This is a genomic window from Caldisericia bacterium (genome assembly GCA_026414995.1).
GTDB lineage: Bacteria > Caldisericota > Caldisericia > B22-G15 > B22-G15 > JAAYUH01.
This window is the reverse complement of record JAOAHY010000017.1, coordinates 1-17,267: the sequence shown is the minus strand read 5'-3', so window position 1 is coordinate 17,267 and position 17,267 is coordinate 1. Positions and strand designations below refer to the sequence as shown.

Sequence of the window (17,267 nt, the reverse complement as noted above, 5' to 3'; positions counted from 1 at the left end):
TAAAAAAATTAATATTTACCAAAACCAAATAATTATTATAATTGAAATTATAATTAAATATAATGAATAAACTCTAAAGTTTCTTTTAAAAATTGAACTTCTAAAAAGAATTATTGCTATTATTCCGAAAATTAAAGAGGCGAAAAAACCTAAAAGAAATATATTCATAGTAAAAAACTCTCCACTCTTAACATAATCAAAATATTTTAAAATAGTTGAACCAAGAATTGTAGGAATTGATAAGAGAAAAGAGTATCTAAATGCATCTTCATCTTTTATTCCTAATAAAAGTGCAGTTATAAATGTAAAGCCACTTCTTGAAATTCCTGGAATTATTGCAAAACCTTGAGATATTCCAATAATTATTGAATCTAAAAGAGTTATCTCTTTAATAGATTTTGTTCTCTTGTTTTTAAGATAAAAGAGAAATAGATAAATTGAAGTTATTATAAAAAATATTGGAAGGAGGTTAAAATTTGAGAATGTGCTTTCAAGTGGATTTTTAAAAATTATGTAAAAAAACCCTGTTGTTATTGTTGATATTACAATCAAAATAATAAGTTTAATATTTTTTATATTTTTTATTATGAATGGATAAAAAATAATAAATATTGCAATTAAAGTTCCAAGATGAAGTGTTAAATCATAAAAAATTGGTGGTTCTTTAATATTTAAAAATTTAGAAAATAGTATTATATGTCCTGTTGAAGATACTGGTAAAAATTCAGTTAATCCTTGGATAATTCCAAGAATTACTGATTGTAAAGATGTCATTAAATTAACTCCAATATTCTATTTTTACACTCTTCAGAAATTTTTTTATTATAAAGTGAAGAAATAAAGTCATCACTTTTTTTAATAAATTCTTCAATATCTTCTTTTGTTTTTATTGAATCTACCATATCTTCAAGTTTTCTTATCTTTTCTTTTAAAATTTTTCTTAAAACTTCTTTTATTAACTCTTTTAATTTGTTAATATCATATTTTAAAATATTCAAACTTATCTCATTAAATTCCTTATTTTTATCTATAGAATAAAGAGTTATTGATGTGTCTTTTGCCATAAGAAGTTTTGCAAATGAAAGAAGAGAGGCTGATTCACTTTCAGTTGAAAGAGGTGATTCCATAAAGATTTCACCATCTTTAATATCAAGAATTTTTCCATCATAGATTACTAAAAATTCAATTTTTTCATTTTTAATAACCAAAAGACCAGTTATATTTTTTCCTCCAAGAGAATCTAAAAATTGAGAGAAATCAACAATTTTTGAATCAAGATCTTTATATAAAATCTCACCAAAATGAATTGATAAAATTGATATAATTGCCTTTGAATTAATTTTATAAAAAGAAATAATTCCATCTTTTTCATTTAAAAAAAGTTTCTCCCCATCATCTTGAGTTATTTTTCTTGAATCTTCATAAAAAACTTTAAAAATAGGTTTCCCATTTAAAAAGTAAACAAAATAGGATTTATTTTCTTTTTCCCATAACAAAACTCCACTTGTTTCTTTAAAAGAGTTAAATATAAATTCTAGGTTAAAAAACTTTTCTCTTTCATCCTCTTTTATCTCTTGAATCTTTAGTCCAATCTTTTTTATCAAAGAACTCTCCATTTTTATTAATCCTCCTTTTTTGTTTTACCATAATTAGAAGAGAAAATAACCAAATCAATTCCATTTATTGTTCCATTTGAATCTATATCAAAGATTTTATTATAAGTTGAAAAATCTTTATTAATTCCAAAGTGTTTTGAAAAAATGTAAAAATCTATTAAATTTATAAATTTATCTCCATTATAGTCAAAAATCTTTTCTTTTAAAATAATGACTTTATCATCTGAAGACTCAATAAAATATGAATCATTATTAATTTTATTAAAAATGATCTCATCTTGTGGCTTTACATCAAAAACACCAATTTTTCTATATGGATCAAAATATTTTGATATCTCAGGTTTTAAGTTTGATGAAAATCTAAGAAAAATTCTTCCTTCACCACTTAAACATTTTAAAATTAATTTATCTTCCTTTTCAATTTTATAAAGATATATTAACTCCTCTTCTTTCAATTTCTTTAATCTTATCTCAAAATTATAATTTTCAATTTTAAAATAATTTTCATTATTTTTAACAATAAAACCTCCATCAACAAAATTTAAACCTTCAAAATTTATTTCTTTGTTATAATTTTTACCTTTATTTATAAAAGTATTTACGAAAATTAAATCACCATCAAAAGATGATCTTGTGTATTTATCTGTATTTAAAGAAAAAGAATTATCCTCAAGATAAAGTTTTAATGTTGGATCTCCAAAGAGATTATGTGTGAAAGTATTCATTTGTGCAGCATCAATTGGATCTTCTTTATCTTTATCAAAATAATTAGTGTGATACTCCTTAATACTTTCCCAAAATGCATCTCCAACTCTCATTTTTCTATCAATAAAATTTTTAACAAAAAGGTAATTAATTGTTAAAAGTCCTCCATCATTAATGTTTCTCCAATAAGTTGGACCCCAAGAAATTCTAGTACTTCCAATATACGCTGCTCCACCTTTTGAAAGATATTCTCTTGCTAAATTTATCTCACTCTCAGGAAAAGCAGTAAGACATGAAGATGCAAAGAAAACTCCTCCTAAAAAGTCGTTTGGAATATCTGATATGTTTAGAATTGAGTAAAATTTAGATTCCTCTTTTGAAAAGAGAAAATTTTTATCAGAGTCATCCCATCTATAACCAGCAACTCCATAAGGGCTTCCATGTGCATTTAAGTTTATTAATCCAAAAATTTTTGATTTCAATAGTTCTGAAAATTTATTATCTGATAGTGAATAATCTGAAAAATAAAATGATGGAAGAGTACCACCTTTTTCATAAATTCTTATTGGTGTGATTCCATTTTTTATTAAGAAATCATTAGCAATCATCTCCATAAATTCTCCGCCATCTTCATTTTCAAGGACCCTATCATACCAAGTTTCACCTTTAAAAGATAAATATGCACCTATAAGTAGTGCATAATTTTTCTCTTTAAAAGAAAGTTTTTGAAATTGTGTAAGTTTTGAAAAGTAGTCATTTAAAGTTTTTGTATTGTCAAAAGGAACTCTTCCAACATAAATGTATGTATCAATTTTTATATTATCGTCAGGATATTCTCCAAAAACTCCATCTTTGTCTTTATCAAAATCTTCAAAAGGGTCAACAAAATAAATATCAGAAGGAGTTTCTTCAAAATCTCCATCAAATTGATCATGAGTATTGCTTCCCCTTGGATACAATCTTTTCATTGGAAAAATTTTATCTGAGCCCACTATTAAAAGATACTTTATATTTAACTTATTATAATTTTCCTTTAAATAATTTCTTAACCCTTCAACTTTATCACTCTCTTTGAGAGAATTTATATTAAGAGTAATAATATTGAATCCTTCGCTTTCTTTTAATTCTTTAAAAATTTTAAAAGATTCAGGAAGTGATGATGCCTCAAAAACTATAATAGTTTCTTTTAATGTTTCAAATGATTTTGTTTTTGGAGTTATAGAGAATAAAAACAAAAAAATAATAGTTAAAGATAATAATTTTCTAAAAACTAAAAAAACTTTTTTCATAAACTATTAAAATTATATTAAATTTTAATATTTATTTCTATAATTTAAGGAACTTTAGGGCAAACATTAGAAATTGTGATAATCATAACAATGCTTTTTTCTTTTAATTTTTTGTAAGCATCATTCAAAAATTTAAAAAGTTCTTCTTCCTCCATCCAAATAATTGTTGAGAAAGAATTAATTTCATATTGAACTCCTCTTGAATTTAACTCTTCCCAAAAAATATTTAGAGTTTCAGTAATAGTTTTTTCTCTTAATGGATAAATACTTACTTGTGCTCCAATCAAGAATGCACCTCCTTATTTTTTCTTTAATAAAATAATAGAAATAGCACCTGAAAAAGGAAAAATTTTTGAAAAGAACTTCTCCCAAAAATTTGGAAATATTGGGTTCCATGGAGGAATAAAAGTTTTGCTTTCACATTTTAATATTTCCCAACCATTTCTAAAAAAGTTTTTTAAAGAATTTGGAGAATAAAACTTTGCTTTATTAAATAGGTTATTCTTATTAAAAATTCCCTCTATTCTTCTTTTAATTGCCCAAAAAGAGAGCGAATTTAAAGTTATGAGTAAAAAAAGGCCATTTTCTTTTAAAACTCTTCTTGTCTCATTAAAAAGTTTTCTTGGATCTTTAAGAAATTCTATTGAGGTCATTGAAAAAACTAAATCAAAATAGTTATTTTCAAAAGGAAGAGGTTCATTAAAGTCATGTTTTATTACCTCAAACCCCCTTAATTTTGCAATTTTAAGCATCTCCTCTGAAATATCAATTCCAATAACTTTATAACCTTTATCTCTTAAAATTTGAGTAAAAAGTCCTGTTCCAATCCCAAGATCAAGAGCAAGTTTTCCTTCTCCTTTTTCAATTAAATTTTCTATTGCTCTTTTTTCACTTTCAAATATTTTTCTACCAAGTGGAGTTTCGAACCATTTGTCATAATAATTTGCTATATCATCAAAAATTGGTTTTTCACTCATACCCTTTCAACTATTATTGCTAGCACCTGACCTCCCCCAATACAGAGAGATGCAACCCCATATTTTCCTTTTCTTCTTCTAAGTTCATGTAGAAGTTTTACAACTAAAATAGCACCAGTTGCTCCAATTGGATGACCTAAAGCAATCGCTCCTCCATTGACATTAAGCTTTTCATCAGGAATTCCTAAATCTTTTTTAATTGCTAATGCAATTGCTGCAAAAGCTTCATTTATTTCAAATATGTCAATATTATCTATTTTTAAATTAGCTCTATCAAGTGCTTTTTTAATCGCATAAACTGGAGCAATTCCAAACATATTAGGGTCAACTGCACTAACTCCATAAGATACAACTCTTCCAAAAATATCGAAGTTATATTCTTTTGCTTTTTCATAATTTGATAAAATCATACATGCTGCACCTGTATTTAGTCCCGGAGCATTTCCTGCTGTAATTGTTCCATCTTTTTTAAATGCTGGTTTAAGTTTTGAGAGTTTTTCTATTGTTGTATCTTTTCTAACTGATTCATCAAAATCAAAAATTGTTCCATCTTTTAAATTTATTGGGACAATTTGATCTTTAAAAACTCCTTCTTCTTGTGCTTTTGATGCTTTCATATGACTTTCATAAGCAAACTTATCTTGCTCTTCTCTTGAAATTCCATATTTTGGAATTAAAAACTCTTCTGTTATTAAACCAGCATGTTTATCTGTAAAAGCATCATTTAATCCATCTCTTAACATCGAATCGTAAATAACACCATCGCCCATTTTATAACCCCATCTTCCATTCATAATTAGATATGGACACATATCCATATTTTCCATTCCACCAGCAATTACAACTTTTGCATAAAGTGCTTCAATTTCCATAACACCTGAGATTACTGCTTGAAGACCTGAACCACAAACTCTGTTTAAAGTGAATGCAGGAACAAAATCACTAACTCCTCCAAAAATAGCTGCTTGACGGGCAGGATTCATCTTTTCACCAGCTGTAACTACATTTCCTAAAATAACATCATCTATATCTTGAGGATTTAACTTACTTCTATTTAGAATCTCTTTTATAACAAAACCTGCAAGTCTCGGTGCCTCAATATCTTTTAAACTTCCCCCATATTTTCCAATTGGAGTTCTTAATGGTAAACTTATAAAAACTTCACTCATTTTAAAAATAAACCTCCTTTATATTAAATTTAATTTTTTTGCTTCAAAAATCAGTTTATCCCTAAAATCTGGATGTGCAATATTTATCAAAGATAGAGCTCTGTCTCTTGTGCTTTTACCTTTAAGTTTTGCAACTCCAAATTCAGTCACAACAATATCAGTGTCTTGTCTTGGAACAGTTATATAACTACCCTCAGGTAAAACTGGAACAATTGTTGAAACTTCACCTCCTTTTGCAGTTGATCTTAAAGCAATTATTCCCTTTCCACCTTTCGACATCTGAGCACCTCTATGCATATCAAGTTGGCCACCAGTGCCTGTAAATTGTTTCCATCCAAAAGATTCAGAACAAACTTGACCTGTTAAATCAACCATAAGAGATGTGTTTATGCTTATCATTTTATTATTTTGTCTTACTATATAAGGATCATTAACAACTGAACCTCTATGAAGTTCAACAGATAAATTATTATTTATAAAATCATAAAGTTTTTTTGTTCCAAGTGCAAAAGTGCCAATTGTTTTTCCTTTCCAGATTGTTTTTTCTCTATTTGTTACAACACCATTTTCAACAAGATCAACCATTCCATCTGTTATCATCTCTGTATGAATTCCTAAATTTTTTTTATCCATCAAAAATTTTGTTATTGCATTCGGAATTCCACCAATACCGAGTTGAATAGTTGAACCATTTTCTATAAGGTCTGATATGAACTCTCCAATTTTTCTTTCAGTTTCAGTTGGTTCAATAAATGGAAATTCAGGAAGAGGTATTGTGTTCTCTATTATATAATCAACTTCATCTATAAAGATAGATGTATCTCCAAAAGTTTTTGGTAAATTTTCATTTATTTCTAAAATCCTAACTTTTGCATTTTCAATCATCTCTTTTTCATAAACAAGTGAAAGTGATAAAGAAAAGAAACCTTTTTCATCTATTGGCGTTGCAGTTCCTATAAAATAATCAATTTTTTCATTTGAAATTTTCTCTATTCCTGCTCTATGAAGGTTATTTGGAATATAAGTTGCTCTACCTTCATTGTAAACTTTTCTTTCAAAATCAGATAAATACCAACTTTCAAGTATGAATGGTGTCTCCTCTCTTCCAGTGTATTTTAAAAATTCATAATCTTTAAGTAATAAGCATGTTATTATTTTTACATTTTTTACTCTATCTTTTATCTTGTGAAGATTTGATAAAAAACCGAATGGTTGAGAACCACCAAGGCCTACTACTATTGTTTCACCATCTTTAATTTTATTTAAAAGTTCATCTATTGAAATTAATTTTCTCTTATACTCATCAATTTTTTTCATAATTTTCCTCCATTAAAAAATAGTTAAGACCATGCATTATAAAATTTAGAGTTGTCAAAATAGAATCTTTTTTAATATCTCCATCATTTTTTAAAACAAAATATCTCATTCCTAAAGTGTGACCTATTCCCATAAGAGAAAAAGATAAAATTTCAGGGTCTAACTCTTTTATTTCACCTTTTTCCATTCCTTCATTTAATCTTTTTGTGTAGGAAAATGATATTCTTTTGTAATACCATGACCCAATTTCTTTATCTACAAATTCAGACTCTCTTACTATTCTATATCTATAACCTAAATTTTTAAACAAATAGAAAAAGGCTTGAAAACCAGCATTTTCAATTTCTCTTCTATCTTTAAAATCCTTTATATAATAACTAATATAATCTCTTAAAGATTTATTTAGATAAGAGACAACCTCTTTTAAGAGTTCCTTTTTTGTCTTAAAATATAGATAAATTGTTCCTATTCCTATATTTGATTCTCTTGCAATATGTGATATGTGTGTTTTTGAAAAACCTTTTTTCCCAAAAAGTTTTTCAGAAATCCTTAAAATTTTCTCTTTTGTCCGATCTCCTCTTTTCTCTTTTTCTTTCTTTTCTTCTTCTTTGAATTTTTTCTCTTCAATTAAATATGGAACAAAATCTCCTTTTCTATCTATTCCATATTTTATAAATTCTAAAAGAGATTTAATTTGTTTATCACTTAAATCTTTATCTTCCCAAATAAAATAATTTATTATTATAAAATAAAATGATCCAAGAATTGAATAAGAAAGTGCTTCGCAATCACATTTTTTAATTTTTCCATTAAAAATCTCTATAAGAATATTTACAAGTTTTTTGTAATAATATTTTGTAAGTGAAAGGTTAACAAATTCTGCCTCTCTAAAAATATCATAAATTTCTCTATTATCTTTTATAAATCCAATATATTCAATTATAAATCTTTCTATCTTATCAATAATTTTATCTTCTTCTTTAATTCTCTCTTTAACTCTTTCAATTAATCTATTTTCAAAATCTTTAATTATAAAATTAAATAGATCTTTTTTATTTTTAAAATATCTATAAACTGAAGAGTTTTTTAATCCAACTGATTCGGCAATTTTTTTAATTGAACTTTCACTAAAACCATATTCTCTGAAAACTTTTATTGCATTTTCTATAATTCTATTTCTTGTTGCCTCTCCTTTTTTAGAAAGAGCACTTTTATTCATTCTATAAACTTTATCCTCTCTCTTATCTTAAAAATTATTTCAGAAAGACCTCTTGGAAGGAACAAAACTACAAGAATTACTGCAATCCCAAAAAATACATTTGATAACATTTCAAATCTACTTCCTATTATAAGTGGAAGCATTATCCACATAAGAGAACCTAAAATTGGACCCCAAAGTGTTGCTAAACCACCAATTATTATCATTGCTAAAAGTTCAACAGATAAAGCAAGACCAAAATTCATTGGATGTAAGTATGAAATCGTATGAGCATATAAAACACCAGCAAGACCTGCAAAAGAAGAAGCAAGAACAAAAGCAAGAAGTTTTGCTTTAGTTATATTTATTCCAACAGTTAATGCACCATACTCTGAATCTCTCATTGCAATTAAAGATTTGCCACTCCTACTCTTTACAAAATTTCTTGAAATAATAATTATAATTATAAATAAAGCAAGTATTAAATAAAATCTTGATGTGTTAGATGTAAATTCAAAACCAAAAATTTTAATAGAGGGAATATTTCTTAATCCATGATCTCCACCTGTTATATTCAATCTTTTTATCACATCTTGAACAACACTTCCAAGCGCCATAGTTGCAATTGCAAGATAAAAACCTTTGAGTCTAAGAGAAGGAAATCCAATTATTAAACCAAAAAATGCAGAAAGTAAAATACCACAAATCATTGCAATTATAAATGGAAAATTGTAGTTCATAACAAGAATTGCAGATGTATAACCACCAATTGCCATAAATGCAGCATGGCCTAAAGAAATTTGACCTCCAATTCCTAAAAGAAGGTTTAACCCTTGGGCTGAAATACCTAATATTAAAACTAAATTAAGATATCCTATTAAAGATGGTCTTGCTTTAAAAATTAATGGCAAAAATAATACAAAAATTAATAAAATATAAGGTAAATACTTTTTCATATTATGCTCTCCTTACCTCTCTTTTTCCAAAAATACCACTCGGTAAGAAAAGAAGAACAAGTACAATTAAAATTAGTGAAAAACTATCTTTAATTTGAGGAATATAAAAAGCAACTAAATTTTCTATTATTCCAAGTAGGAAACCTCCTAAAACTGCACCGACAATGGAGTTCATTCCTCCCAAAACTGCTGCCATAAAACCTTTTAGTTGAATCACTATCATAAATGTTGGTTCAAGTGAAAGTCTAGGAGCAACAAGCATTCCAGATAGTCCTGCAATTGCAAATGCAGATGACCAAATAAAAAGATAAATTGAATTTATTGGAATTCCAAGAATTTTCGCCCCATATTCATCTTGTGATATACTTCTTGAAGCAATTCCTATTTTTGTTCTATATAAAAGAGTAAAATAGATAAGTAAAACAAAAATTGAAACAACAAAAGTAAAAATATCTTGTCTATCTAAAATAACTCCTCCTATATTAACTGGAGGTCCTGAAACAGCTTTTGGAAAAAGCATTGGAACTGTTCCGAAAAAATATCCTATAAATCCTTCGAAAATCATTGTTAAAGCAAGAGTAATCATTACCATTCCAATGTGAGAAACTTTTCTTGCTCTACTCATTAAAAATTTCTCAAGAGAAATTCCCAAAACAAGTCCAAGTAAAATTGTTAAAACCATAACAACTGGGTAAGGCATATTTCTTAAAAGAAGGAAAAAAGCAAAATATGCAAGGAGCATTCCCATATCACCTTGAGCAAAATTCATAACATTTGTTGTAGAAAGAATTAAAACAATACCCATACTTGTTAAACAATATATTGAACCATTAATAAGACCTCTAAAAATTAAATTCAAAAGAATCATCTTTACCTCCCTAAGTAAAGTTTCTTAACTTCTTCTCTCTCTTTAAGTTCTGAACTATTTCCTGAAAGAATTATCATTCCATTCATTAAAATATACGCCCTATCTGATATTGCTAGTGCCTTCTTTGCATTTTGTTCAACAAGAAGAACTGATAAACCCTCTTTTTTTGAAAGATCAAATAAAATATTAAATATTGTTGTAATAACAATAGGAGCAAGCCCAAGAGATGGTTCATCTAAAAGTAGTATTTTTGGTTTTGCCATAAGACCTCTTCCAATTGCAAGCATCTGTTGTTCTCCACCAGAAAGAGATCCAGCTTTTTGATTTATTCTTTCTTTTAAAATTGGAAAAATAGAAAAAACATAATCTAATCTTTCTTTAATTTCTTTTTGATTTAAAAAATAACCTCCTAAAAATAAATTTTCTTTTACAGATAAATCTGGAAATATGTGTCTTCCTTCTGGAACATGAATTATTCCCTCTTTAACAATAAATGTTGGATCAAGTCCATTTATAACTTTTCCATTAAATGTTATAACTCCACTTTTTGGTTTTAAGATACCTGAAATTGTTTTTAAAATTGTTGTTTTACCCGCTCCATTTGAACCTAAGATTGAAACAATCTCTTTTTCTTTTATCTCAAAACTTACACCATGAATTGCTTCAATTGGACCATAAGATACATGTAATTCTTCAACTTTTAACATCTTACCCCTCCCCTAAATATGCTTCAATTACTTTTTTATCAGAAGATACAAAATCTGGAGGTCCTTCACTAATTTTGTTTCCAAAACTCATAACTGTTATTACACTTGAAATATCCATTATCAACTCCATATCATGTTCAACAATTAAAATTGTGTAACCTAAATCTCTTAATTTTTTTAAAATTCCCATTAAATTAACCTTTTCTTCTTTTGTTAAACCTGCTGCTGGTTCATCTAAAAGAAGTAGTTTTGGTTCACCAATTAATGCTCTTCCAAGTTCAACTAACTTTTGAATACCATATGGTAAAAAAATTGGATATGTATTTTGATAATAAGTTATATTAAGTAAATTTGTAATTTCAAAAACTTTGTTTTTAACATCTTTACTTTTTAAAATATCAAAACCAACAATATCTTTAAAAAAATTGCTCTTAAGTTTTGAATATAAACCCAAAGCAATATTATCGTAAACAGTTAAAGTTGGAAAAAGAGATAAATTTTGATATGTTCTTGAAATCCCAAGATAACTTAATATATGAGTTGGAAAATTTTTAAGGTTTTTTTCTAAAAATAAAATTTTTCCTTTATATGGAACGAAATTATAAATTGCATTAAAAACAGTTGTTTTTCCAGCACCATTTGGACCAATTAATCCATGTATCTCCCCCTCTTTAACTTCCATATTAAAATTATTAACTGCAACTAAACTTCCAAATTCAACTGTAAGATTTTCAATTTTTAGCACAGTTAAGACACACTCCTTTCATATAATAAAAGAAAGGGACCCTCATAAATCAGAGGGTCCCTAAACTTACCTAAAACCTTTTTATGGCTTTTGATAAACTGAAATCCAGTCTGAAACTTTAATTAGTTGACCTTTTTCAATTCTCATAAAGAACATTGAGTATTTACCTGATCTTTCATTAGGAGCATAATTTATATCCTTTGCAACATAACCACTCCATCCATAGAATGTTTCAAGTGCCCAAACTATAGCGTCTCTTGTTGGATAAGGTCCTGCTCTTTTAAGTGCTTCTACAAAAATTTCACCTGCAATAAATCCTGCAACTGCATATGAGAAAAGAAGTGGGTTATCTTTTGGATAATATTTTAACCATATTTCATAGAACTTTTGAACTCCTGGATCATTTGGATTTGAAAAATCAGCCCATCCTGTTACATATACACCCTCTGCTGCATCTCCTGCTGCTGCATAAATTCCTGAATGAGGATATGGAAGGAATATCTTTTGAGTGAGCCCTAAAGATTTTGCTGTCTTTAAAATGTTAGCAACATTTGCACTACTTGTTGGTTCATAAACAATTAATGCTTCTGCACCACTATCTTTTACTTTAAGTAGATAAGATGTAAAATCTGTTTCTGTTCCTGGGAATGGAGATTTAAGAACAATTTGGCCTCCAAAACGCTCAATTCCTTTCTCAACTCCTTTTCTTCCTTCATTACCCGCATCATCATCTCTATAAAGAAGCGCAATTTTACTCATTTTTAACTCTTGAGTAATATATTTTACAAAAATTTGACCTTCGTTAATATAGTTTGGTTGAACTGCAAAAACATATTTCTTTGGAGGTATTGCGAGGAGAGAGGAACCTGAACCTTGATAAACAAATGGAACTCCGTTTTGATTTAAATAATCCATAACAGCAAGACATCCTGGTGTTCCTAATCCTGCAACAATAGCAAAAACTTTATCTTCTTCAACCATCTTTTTAACACCAGTTACTGTTAATGCAGGGTTGAATTGGTCATCAAAAGTTATTACTTTTATTTTTCTTCCATAAACACCGCCTTGATCATTTATCCAGTTTATATATGCTTGGAATCCATGATTAAATGGAACACCTATTATTGCTACTGGACCAGTTAAAGCAGCAAATGTTCCAATTTTTATTTCATCTTGTGATATTCCTGGTACAGAATATTTTGCTTTACTTCTTATGTAAACAAGTTTTCTCTGTGGTTCCCAGTAAACAGAGAGACCAAGTGCTTCAGAAATAAATCTTATTGGAACCATTGTTCTACCAGATTTAATATAAGGTGGAGCTTCAAGAGTATATGCTTTACCATCAATTGTTGCAGAAGTTGAACCTATTTTTAATTTAATTTCTTTTCCTTCCTGTTTAATTGTAACCTCTTTGACTTTAGCATCCCATCCAACTTCTGCTCCAAATGTTTCAGCAACTAATCTTAATGGAACAAAAGTTCTTCCTGCTACTATTTCTGGTTCAACATCCATTTGAAGTTGCATTCCATTTAAAACATAACTCTTAATACCAACTGTTAAAACAAGGAAAAACTCCCTTTGTGCTTTTGCTCTTGGAATACTCACGACCCCTAAAAATAGGGTTAAAATCAAAAGCACCAAAATTAATTTTTTCATTTTAAAAACCTCCTTTTTAAAATATAAATATTTTTAAAAAAATTAAATTGTAAGACCACCATCAACACTTAAAATTGCCCCTGTGATAAATGATGCTTCATCAGAGGCTAAAAAACAAATTGCTTTTGCAACTTCTACTGCTTCACCCATTCTTCCAAGAGGAGTTTTTGAAACCATGTATTCAATAACTTTATCTGGGACTTTTTCTGTCATAGGAGTTTTTATAAATCCTGGAGCAACACAATTAACTCTTATCCCTTTCTTTCCGAACTCTTTTGCCCAACCTTTTGTCAATCCAATAACGCCTGCTTTACTTGCAATGTAATTTGTTTGACCAATATTTCCATATATTGCGACAACAGAAGAAACATTTATAATAACTCCACTCTCTTTCTCATACATAAAAGGTATAACTGCTTTTGTAAGATTAAATGTTCCTGTAAGATTAACTGCAATTACTTTATCCCAATCTTCTTTTGTCATTTTTGTAAGAAAATTGTCTTTTGTGATACCCGCATTATTAACTAAAATATCAATTCTTTTATGCTTTTCATATATTAAATTAACTGTCTCATTTACTTTATCAAAATCTGTTATATCAATAATATATCCTTCAGCATATAAACCTTCATTTTTTATTTCATCAAGAGTTTTATTTAGTTCTTCCTCATTGACATCAAAAATAATAACTTTTGCTCCGTCTCTAGCAAAAAGTAAACTACACTCTTTTCCAATTCCCCTTGCTCCGCCTGTTATTATTGCAACTTTATCTAAAAATTTCATTTTACCTCCTTAAATGTACCTCATGAAGTAAACAGCCATTGCATATCCACCACCAGAAGCACACATAACAACAAGATCACCCTTTTTTATTTTGTTATTTATAAGCGCATCATGAAGAGCCATAGGTATACAAGCAGAACCAGTATATCCAAATTTATCCATAACCATATGAGTTTTATCCATTGGTAGATTTAAAACCTTCATAACATCTTCAATTGTTACTTTTCTAACTTGTGTAAATAAAACAAAATCAATATCCTCTACTTTATAACCTCCTTTCTCAACAACTTCTTTTATTAATTTTGGCCACATTTCAGAATTTACATCTGGATATCTTTTGTTATATCTAACAAAATGTCTTCCAGTTCTAATGTATTCTGGTGTTGGAACAGCACCAGAACCAAGATATAAACCAAGATAATCCCAAAAAGTTCCATCTGCAAAAAGTTTCGAAGAAATGAAGCCTTTTTCAGAAGATTCAATTTTTTCTAAAATAACTGCTCCTGCTCCATCTGAAAACATTGGTGCTGTTATTTTATCATCCCAGTTTAAAAATTTTGTCATAGCATAAGTTCCAATAACCATCGCTTTTTTCATTTTATCTTCTGTAAGAAGGTATCTTGTTGCAATATCAAGAGCAGTAACAAAAGCAGCACATGCACAATTAACATCAAAAGTAGCAGCGTTTTTTAATCCAAGTTTTGCTTGAACTATTGAAGATGTTGCAGGTGAAAAGAAATCTGGTGTGTCTGTTGCAACAATTAGAAGATCAATATCCTCTGGGCTTAAGCTTCCATTTTTAAGTGCTTCTTCTCCTGCTTTTTTTGCAAGATCAGAAGCTCCTTCCCATGATTCTGAAATTTTTTTGACATAAATTCCCAATTTCTCAACCATCCAATCCCTGATATCTTTTCCATACATCTCTTCAATTTTTTTGTCTGTCAGGGTGAATGGAGGAGAATAAATTCCTGTTGATAAAATTCTTGTAGTAATCATATTACCTCCCTAATAAAAAATTTTTTACAACTTCATTGAACTCTTCATATTTTTCTATGAAACAGAGATGGCCAGCATCTTTTATTATATGGAGTTTAGAATTTTTCAATTTATTTTTTAAATTCAAACCATTTTGTTTTGGTACAATTTTATCTTTTTCACCAATAACAACCAAAACTTCATTCTCAATTTCTTCTACTTCTTTTTCCATATTAAAACTTGCTCCAGCCATTGCTTGACCTTGATAAGCATATGGAGGTTGAGGATTTTCAAGAAGAGACTTAACAATTTCTTCAATCACTCCTCTCTTTTCCTTTATAAATTTATCTGTGAAACCAAGAGATAAAGAGTTAAAACCTTTTTCAAAAGGAGTTTTACCACCTCCACCAGTTATCATGATATTTAAAACTTCCATTGATGGGGGAATATAATTTGGTCCTCCAAAAGATGTATTAACTAAAACACCTTTATTAATTTCTTTTCCATATTTATATAAAACTTTTAAAGCCACAAAGCCCCCTAATGAAACACCAAGAATGTTTGGTTTTTCTAATTTTAATTCTCTTATTAAACTTATTGTGTCATCTGCAAAAGTATCAACAGAGTAACCTGAAATAGGTTTATCAGATTTTCCATTTCCCCTTAAATCAAAAACAACAATTTTAAAATGATTTTTTAGTTCTTCAATCTGATATTTCCACATTAATATGTTTTGTGCAAGACCTTCTATAAAAACAAGAGGCTCTCCTTCACCATAAATTTCATAATAAAGGTTTAAATCGTTAACCTTAACATACCCCATAAACTATTCACTCCTTTCATTTAAAGAAATTTTTTCAAGAAAACCTAAAATAACTGTTTTTATCTCTTCAAATCTTTCAACCGTGATTGCATGGCCTGAATTTCCAATAATTACAAATTCACTTTGAGGTATATTTTTAGCAATAATTTTTGAAAATTTAGGAGGTTTTAATGTGTCAAATTCTCCTGCGACAACTAATGTTGGAACAGATATATTTTTCAAATAAGGAGTTAATGGATTCTCATGTAGATTAAGAAATGATTTCATTAGTTTAATTGATGCATCATAATCAAAACTATTAAGAGACTCTTCAAGTTTTTTTCTCAAAAAATTTTCATATTTTTTTAAAAAATCTTCTGAATAAACATCTTTGAGCCATGAATTTATAAAAGTTAAACTATTTTTACTTTTAGCACCTTCAATCCACCTTTCAATTTTTTCTTTTAATTCATTATCAATTTCACTAACAGATGAGATTATAATTAAAGATTTAACCCTTTCTGGAAAAAGTGTTGAAAAATTTAACGCAATTTCTCCACCATAAGATATGCCAACAATATTTATTTTTTCAATTTCAAGTTTATTTAGAATTTCAACAAAATCTTTTGAATGAAGTTCAAGAGAATAAGCATCTCCTTCTTTTCCAGAATTCCATTGACCTCTAAAATCATGAAGAAGAAGTTTAAATTTTTTTGAAAAGATTGGTATAAATTGTGCAAAACTTGAGGTTGACATAAAAATACCATTTAGAAAGGCGAGAGGCTCCCCTTTTCCATGAATCTCATAATAAATTTTTGTTTCATTAATGTTCAAATACCCCATTTTTTATACCTGATTCAAGTATAATTTAATACCTGAATCACATGTAATTTTATAAAAAATTTTATTTTCTGTCAAGTGGTTTAAATTAATAATTTCAACATTAAAAAATATATGGATTCAAATTAATAATAGCTTGATAAATGGCAAATTTTTATCAATAGATATTAATCCTTATAAGATTAATATAGTATATTAGCACTTATGCTTTATATAAATCAACTGATTAAAATTCTTTTTGGACTTTTCTCTATCTAAATCTATTGGAACTATAAATTTTATAAATATTAATATATTGGATAGAGTGGGATTGAATAGAAAAAAAAGTAATTATAGTTTTAGAGATTATAACAATTGGTTTATGTATAGTAAAAAAATAAAGCAAAAATCAATTGAAAAGAAGTATTAATTGATCCTAATAACCTTAATGTATATCCTGAAATTATAAATGGAAGGACTATTTTACTATTAAGGTTTATTGCAGAAAATCTTGGGTTTAGTGTGTGAGGAATGGAATAAATAAGAATATAACTATAATTTATGTGAAGTATTAAATTTTTTAATATTTTAGCTATTTTAACAAGTATAGATAGGGGGGTGTTCTAAAATTTTTAAAATTTGTAATTTTGCATTCTTATTAAAAATAAATAATAAAAAAAATATA

At 27.8% G+C, this 17,267-nt stretch carries 17 protein-coding genes; all 17 read right to left on the bottom strand.

Translation table 11 applies throughout. The annotated features are described in order from the left end of the window. Positions 1–15: 15 nt before the first annotated feature. The 17 genes from N3D74_05910 to N3D74_05830 all read right to left on the bottom strand — a co-directional run bounded on the left by N3D74_05910 (position 16) and on the right by N3D74_05830 (position 16,606). A complete protein-coding gene (locus N3D74_05910; GenBank protein ID MCX8095702.1) occupies positions 16–774 on the bottom strand; it encodes an undecaprenyl-diphosphate phosphatase in 759 nt (252 codons plus the stop codon). Further along, positions 774–1,616 (bottom strand): hypothetical protein, encoded by an 843-nt coding sequence (locus tag N3D74_05905; GenBank protein MCX8095701.1) that lies wholly within the window; start codon positions 1,614–1,616, stop codon positions 774–776. The genes N3D74_05910 and N3D74_05905 overlap by 1 nt, the downstream gene beginning before the upstream one ends. A 5-nt stretch (positions 1,617–1,621) precedes the next feature. Next, positions 1,622–3,610, bottom strand: coding sequence for a C25 family cysteine peptidase (locus N3D74_05900; GenBank protein ID MCX8095700.1), 1,989 nt, complete (start codon positions 3,608–3,610; stop codon positions 1,622–1,624). 44 nt (positions 3,611–3,654) lie between these two features. Further along, positions 3,655–3,897 carry a thiamine-binding protein gene (locus N3D74_05895; protein ID MCX8095699.1) on the bottom strand — a complete coding sequence of 81 codons (243 nt, stop codon included), beginning with the start codon at positions 3,895–3,897 and terminating at the stop codon, positions 3,655–3,657. Between the two features lie 12 nt (positions 3,898–3,909). Next, on the bottom strand, positions 3,910–4,587 hold the full coding sequence (locus tag N3D74_05890; protein MCX8095698.1) for a methyltransferase domain-containing protein: 678 nt from the start codon (positions 4,585–4,587) through the stop codon (positions 3,910–3,912). After that, the gene (locus N3D74_05885) at positions 4,584–5,756 is read right to left on the bottom strand and encodes an acetyl-CoA C-acetyltransferase (protein MCX8095697.1); all 1,173 of its coding nucleotides are present in this window, start codon (positions 5,754–5,756) and stop codon (positions 4,584–4,586) included. Before N3D74_05885 ends, N3D74_05890 begins: the two co-directional genes overlap by 4 nt. Before the next feature lie 18 nt (positions 5,757–5,774). Continuing rightward, a complete protein-coding gene (locus tag N3D74_05880; protein MCX8095696.1) occupies positions 5,775–7,073 on the bottom strand; it encodes a 4-hydroxybutyrate--acetyl-CoA CoA transferase in 1,299 nt (432 codons plus the stop codon). After that, positions 7,060–8,292 (bottom strand): TetR/AcrR family transcriptional regulator, encoded by a 1,233-nt coding sequence (locus tag N3D74_05875; protein ID MCX8095695.1) that lies wholly within the window; start codon positions 8,290–8,292, stop codon positions 7,060–7,062. Before N3D74_05875 ends, N3D74_05880 begins: the two co-directional genes overlap by 14 nt. Beyond that, positions 8,289–9,227 (bottom strand): branched-chain amino acid ABC transporter permease, encoded by a 939-nt coding sequence (locus tag N3D74_05870; GenBank protein ID MCX8095694.1) that lies wholly within the window; start codon positions 9,225–9,227, stop codon positions 8,289–8,291. The genes N3D74_05875 and N3D74_05870 overlap by 4 nt, the downstream gene beginning before the upstream one ends. Position 9,228: 1 nt before the next feature. Further along, positions 9,229–10,095 (bottom strand): branched-chain amino acid ABC transporter permease, encoded by an 867-nt coding sequence (locus N3D74_05865; GenBank protein ID MCX8095693.1) that lies wholly within the window; start codon positions 10,093–10,095, stop codon positions 9,229–9,231. A 2-nt stretch (positions 10,096–10,097) separates the two neighbouring features. Beyond that, a complete protein-coding gene (locus N3D74_05860) occupies positions 10,098–10,802 on the bottom strand; it encodes an ABC transporter ATP-binding protein (GenBank protein MCX8095692.1) in 705 nt (234 codons plus the stop codon). Between the two features lies 1 nt (position 10,803). Then, positions 10,804–11,547 (bottom strand): ABC transporter ATP-binding protein, encoded by a 744-nt coding sequence (locus N3D74_05855; GenBank protein MCX8095691.1) that lies wholly within the window; start codon positions 11,545–11,547, stop codon positions 10,804–10,806. A gap of 81 nt (positions 11,548–11,628) precedes the next feature. Then, positions 11,629–13,203, bottom strand: coding sequence for an ABC transporter substrate-binding protein (locus N3D74_05850; GenBank protein MCX8095690.1), 1,575 nt, complete (start codon positions 13,201–13,203; stop codon positions 11,629–11,631). A gap of 42 nt (positions 13,204–13,245) precedes the next feature. Then, positions 13,246–13,986, bottom strand: coding sequence for a 3-oxoacyl-[acyl-carrier-protein] reductase (fabG, locus tag N3D74_05845; GenBank protein ID MCX8095689.1), 741 nt, complete (start codon positions 13,984–13,986; stop codon positions 13,246–13,248). Positions 13,987–13,995: 9 nt separating this feature from the next. Continuing rightward, a complete protein-coding gene (locus tag N3D74_05840; GenBank protein MCX8095688.1) occupies positions 13,996–14,982 on the bottom strand; it encodes a ketoacyl-ACP synthase III in 987 nt (328 codons plus the stop codon). Position 14,983: 1 nt separating this feature from the next. Then, entirely contained in the window at positions 14,984–15,784 is an 801-nt protein-coding gene (locus N3D74_05835) for an alpha/beta hydrolase (protein ID MCX8095687.1), read from the bottom strand. Positions 15,785–15,787: 3 nt separating this feature from the next. Next, on the bottom strand, positions 15,788–16,606 hold the full coding sequence (locus N3D74_05830; protein MCX8095686.1) for an alpha/beta hydrolase: 819 nt from the start codon (positions 16,604–16,606) through the stop codon (positions 15,788–15,790). Positions 16,607–17,267 lie beyond the last annotated feature (661 nt).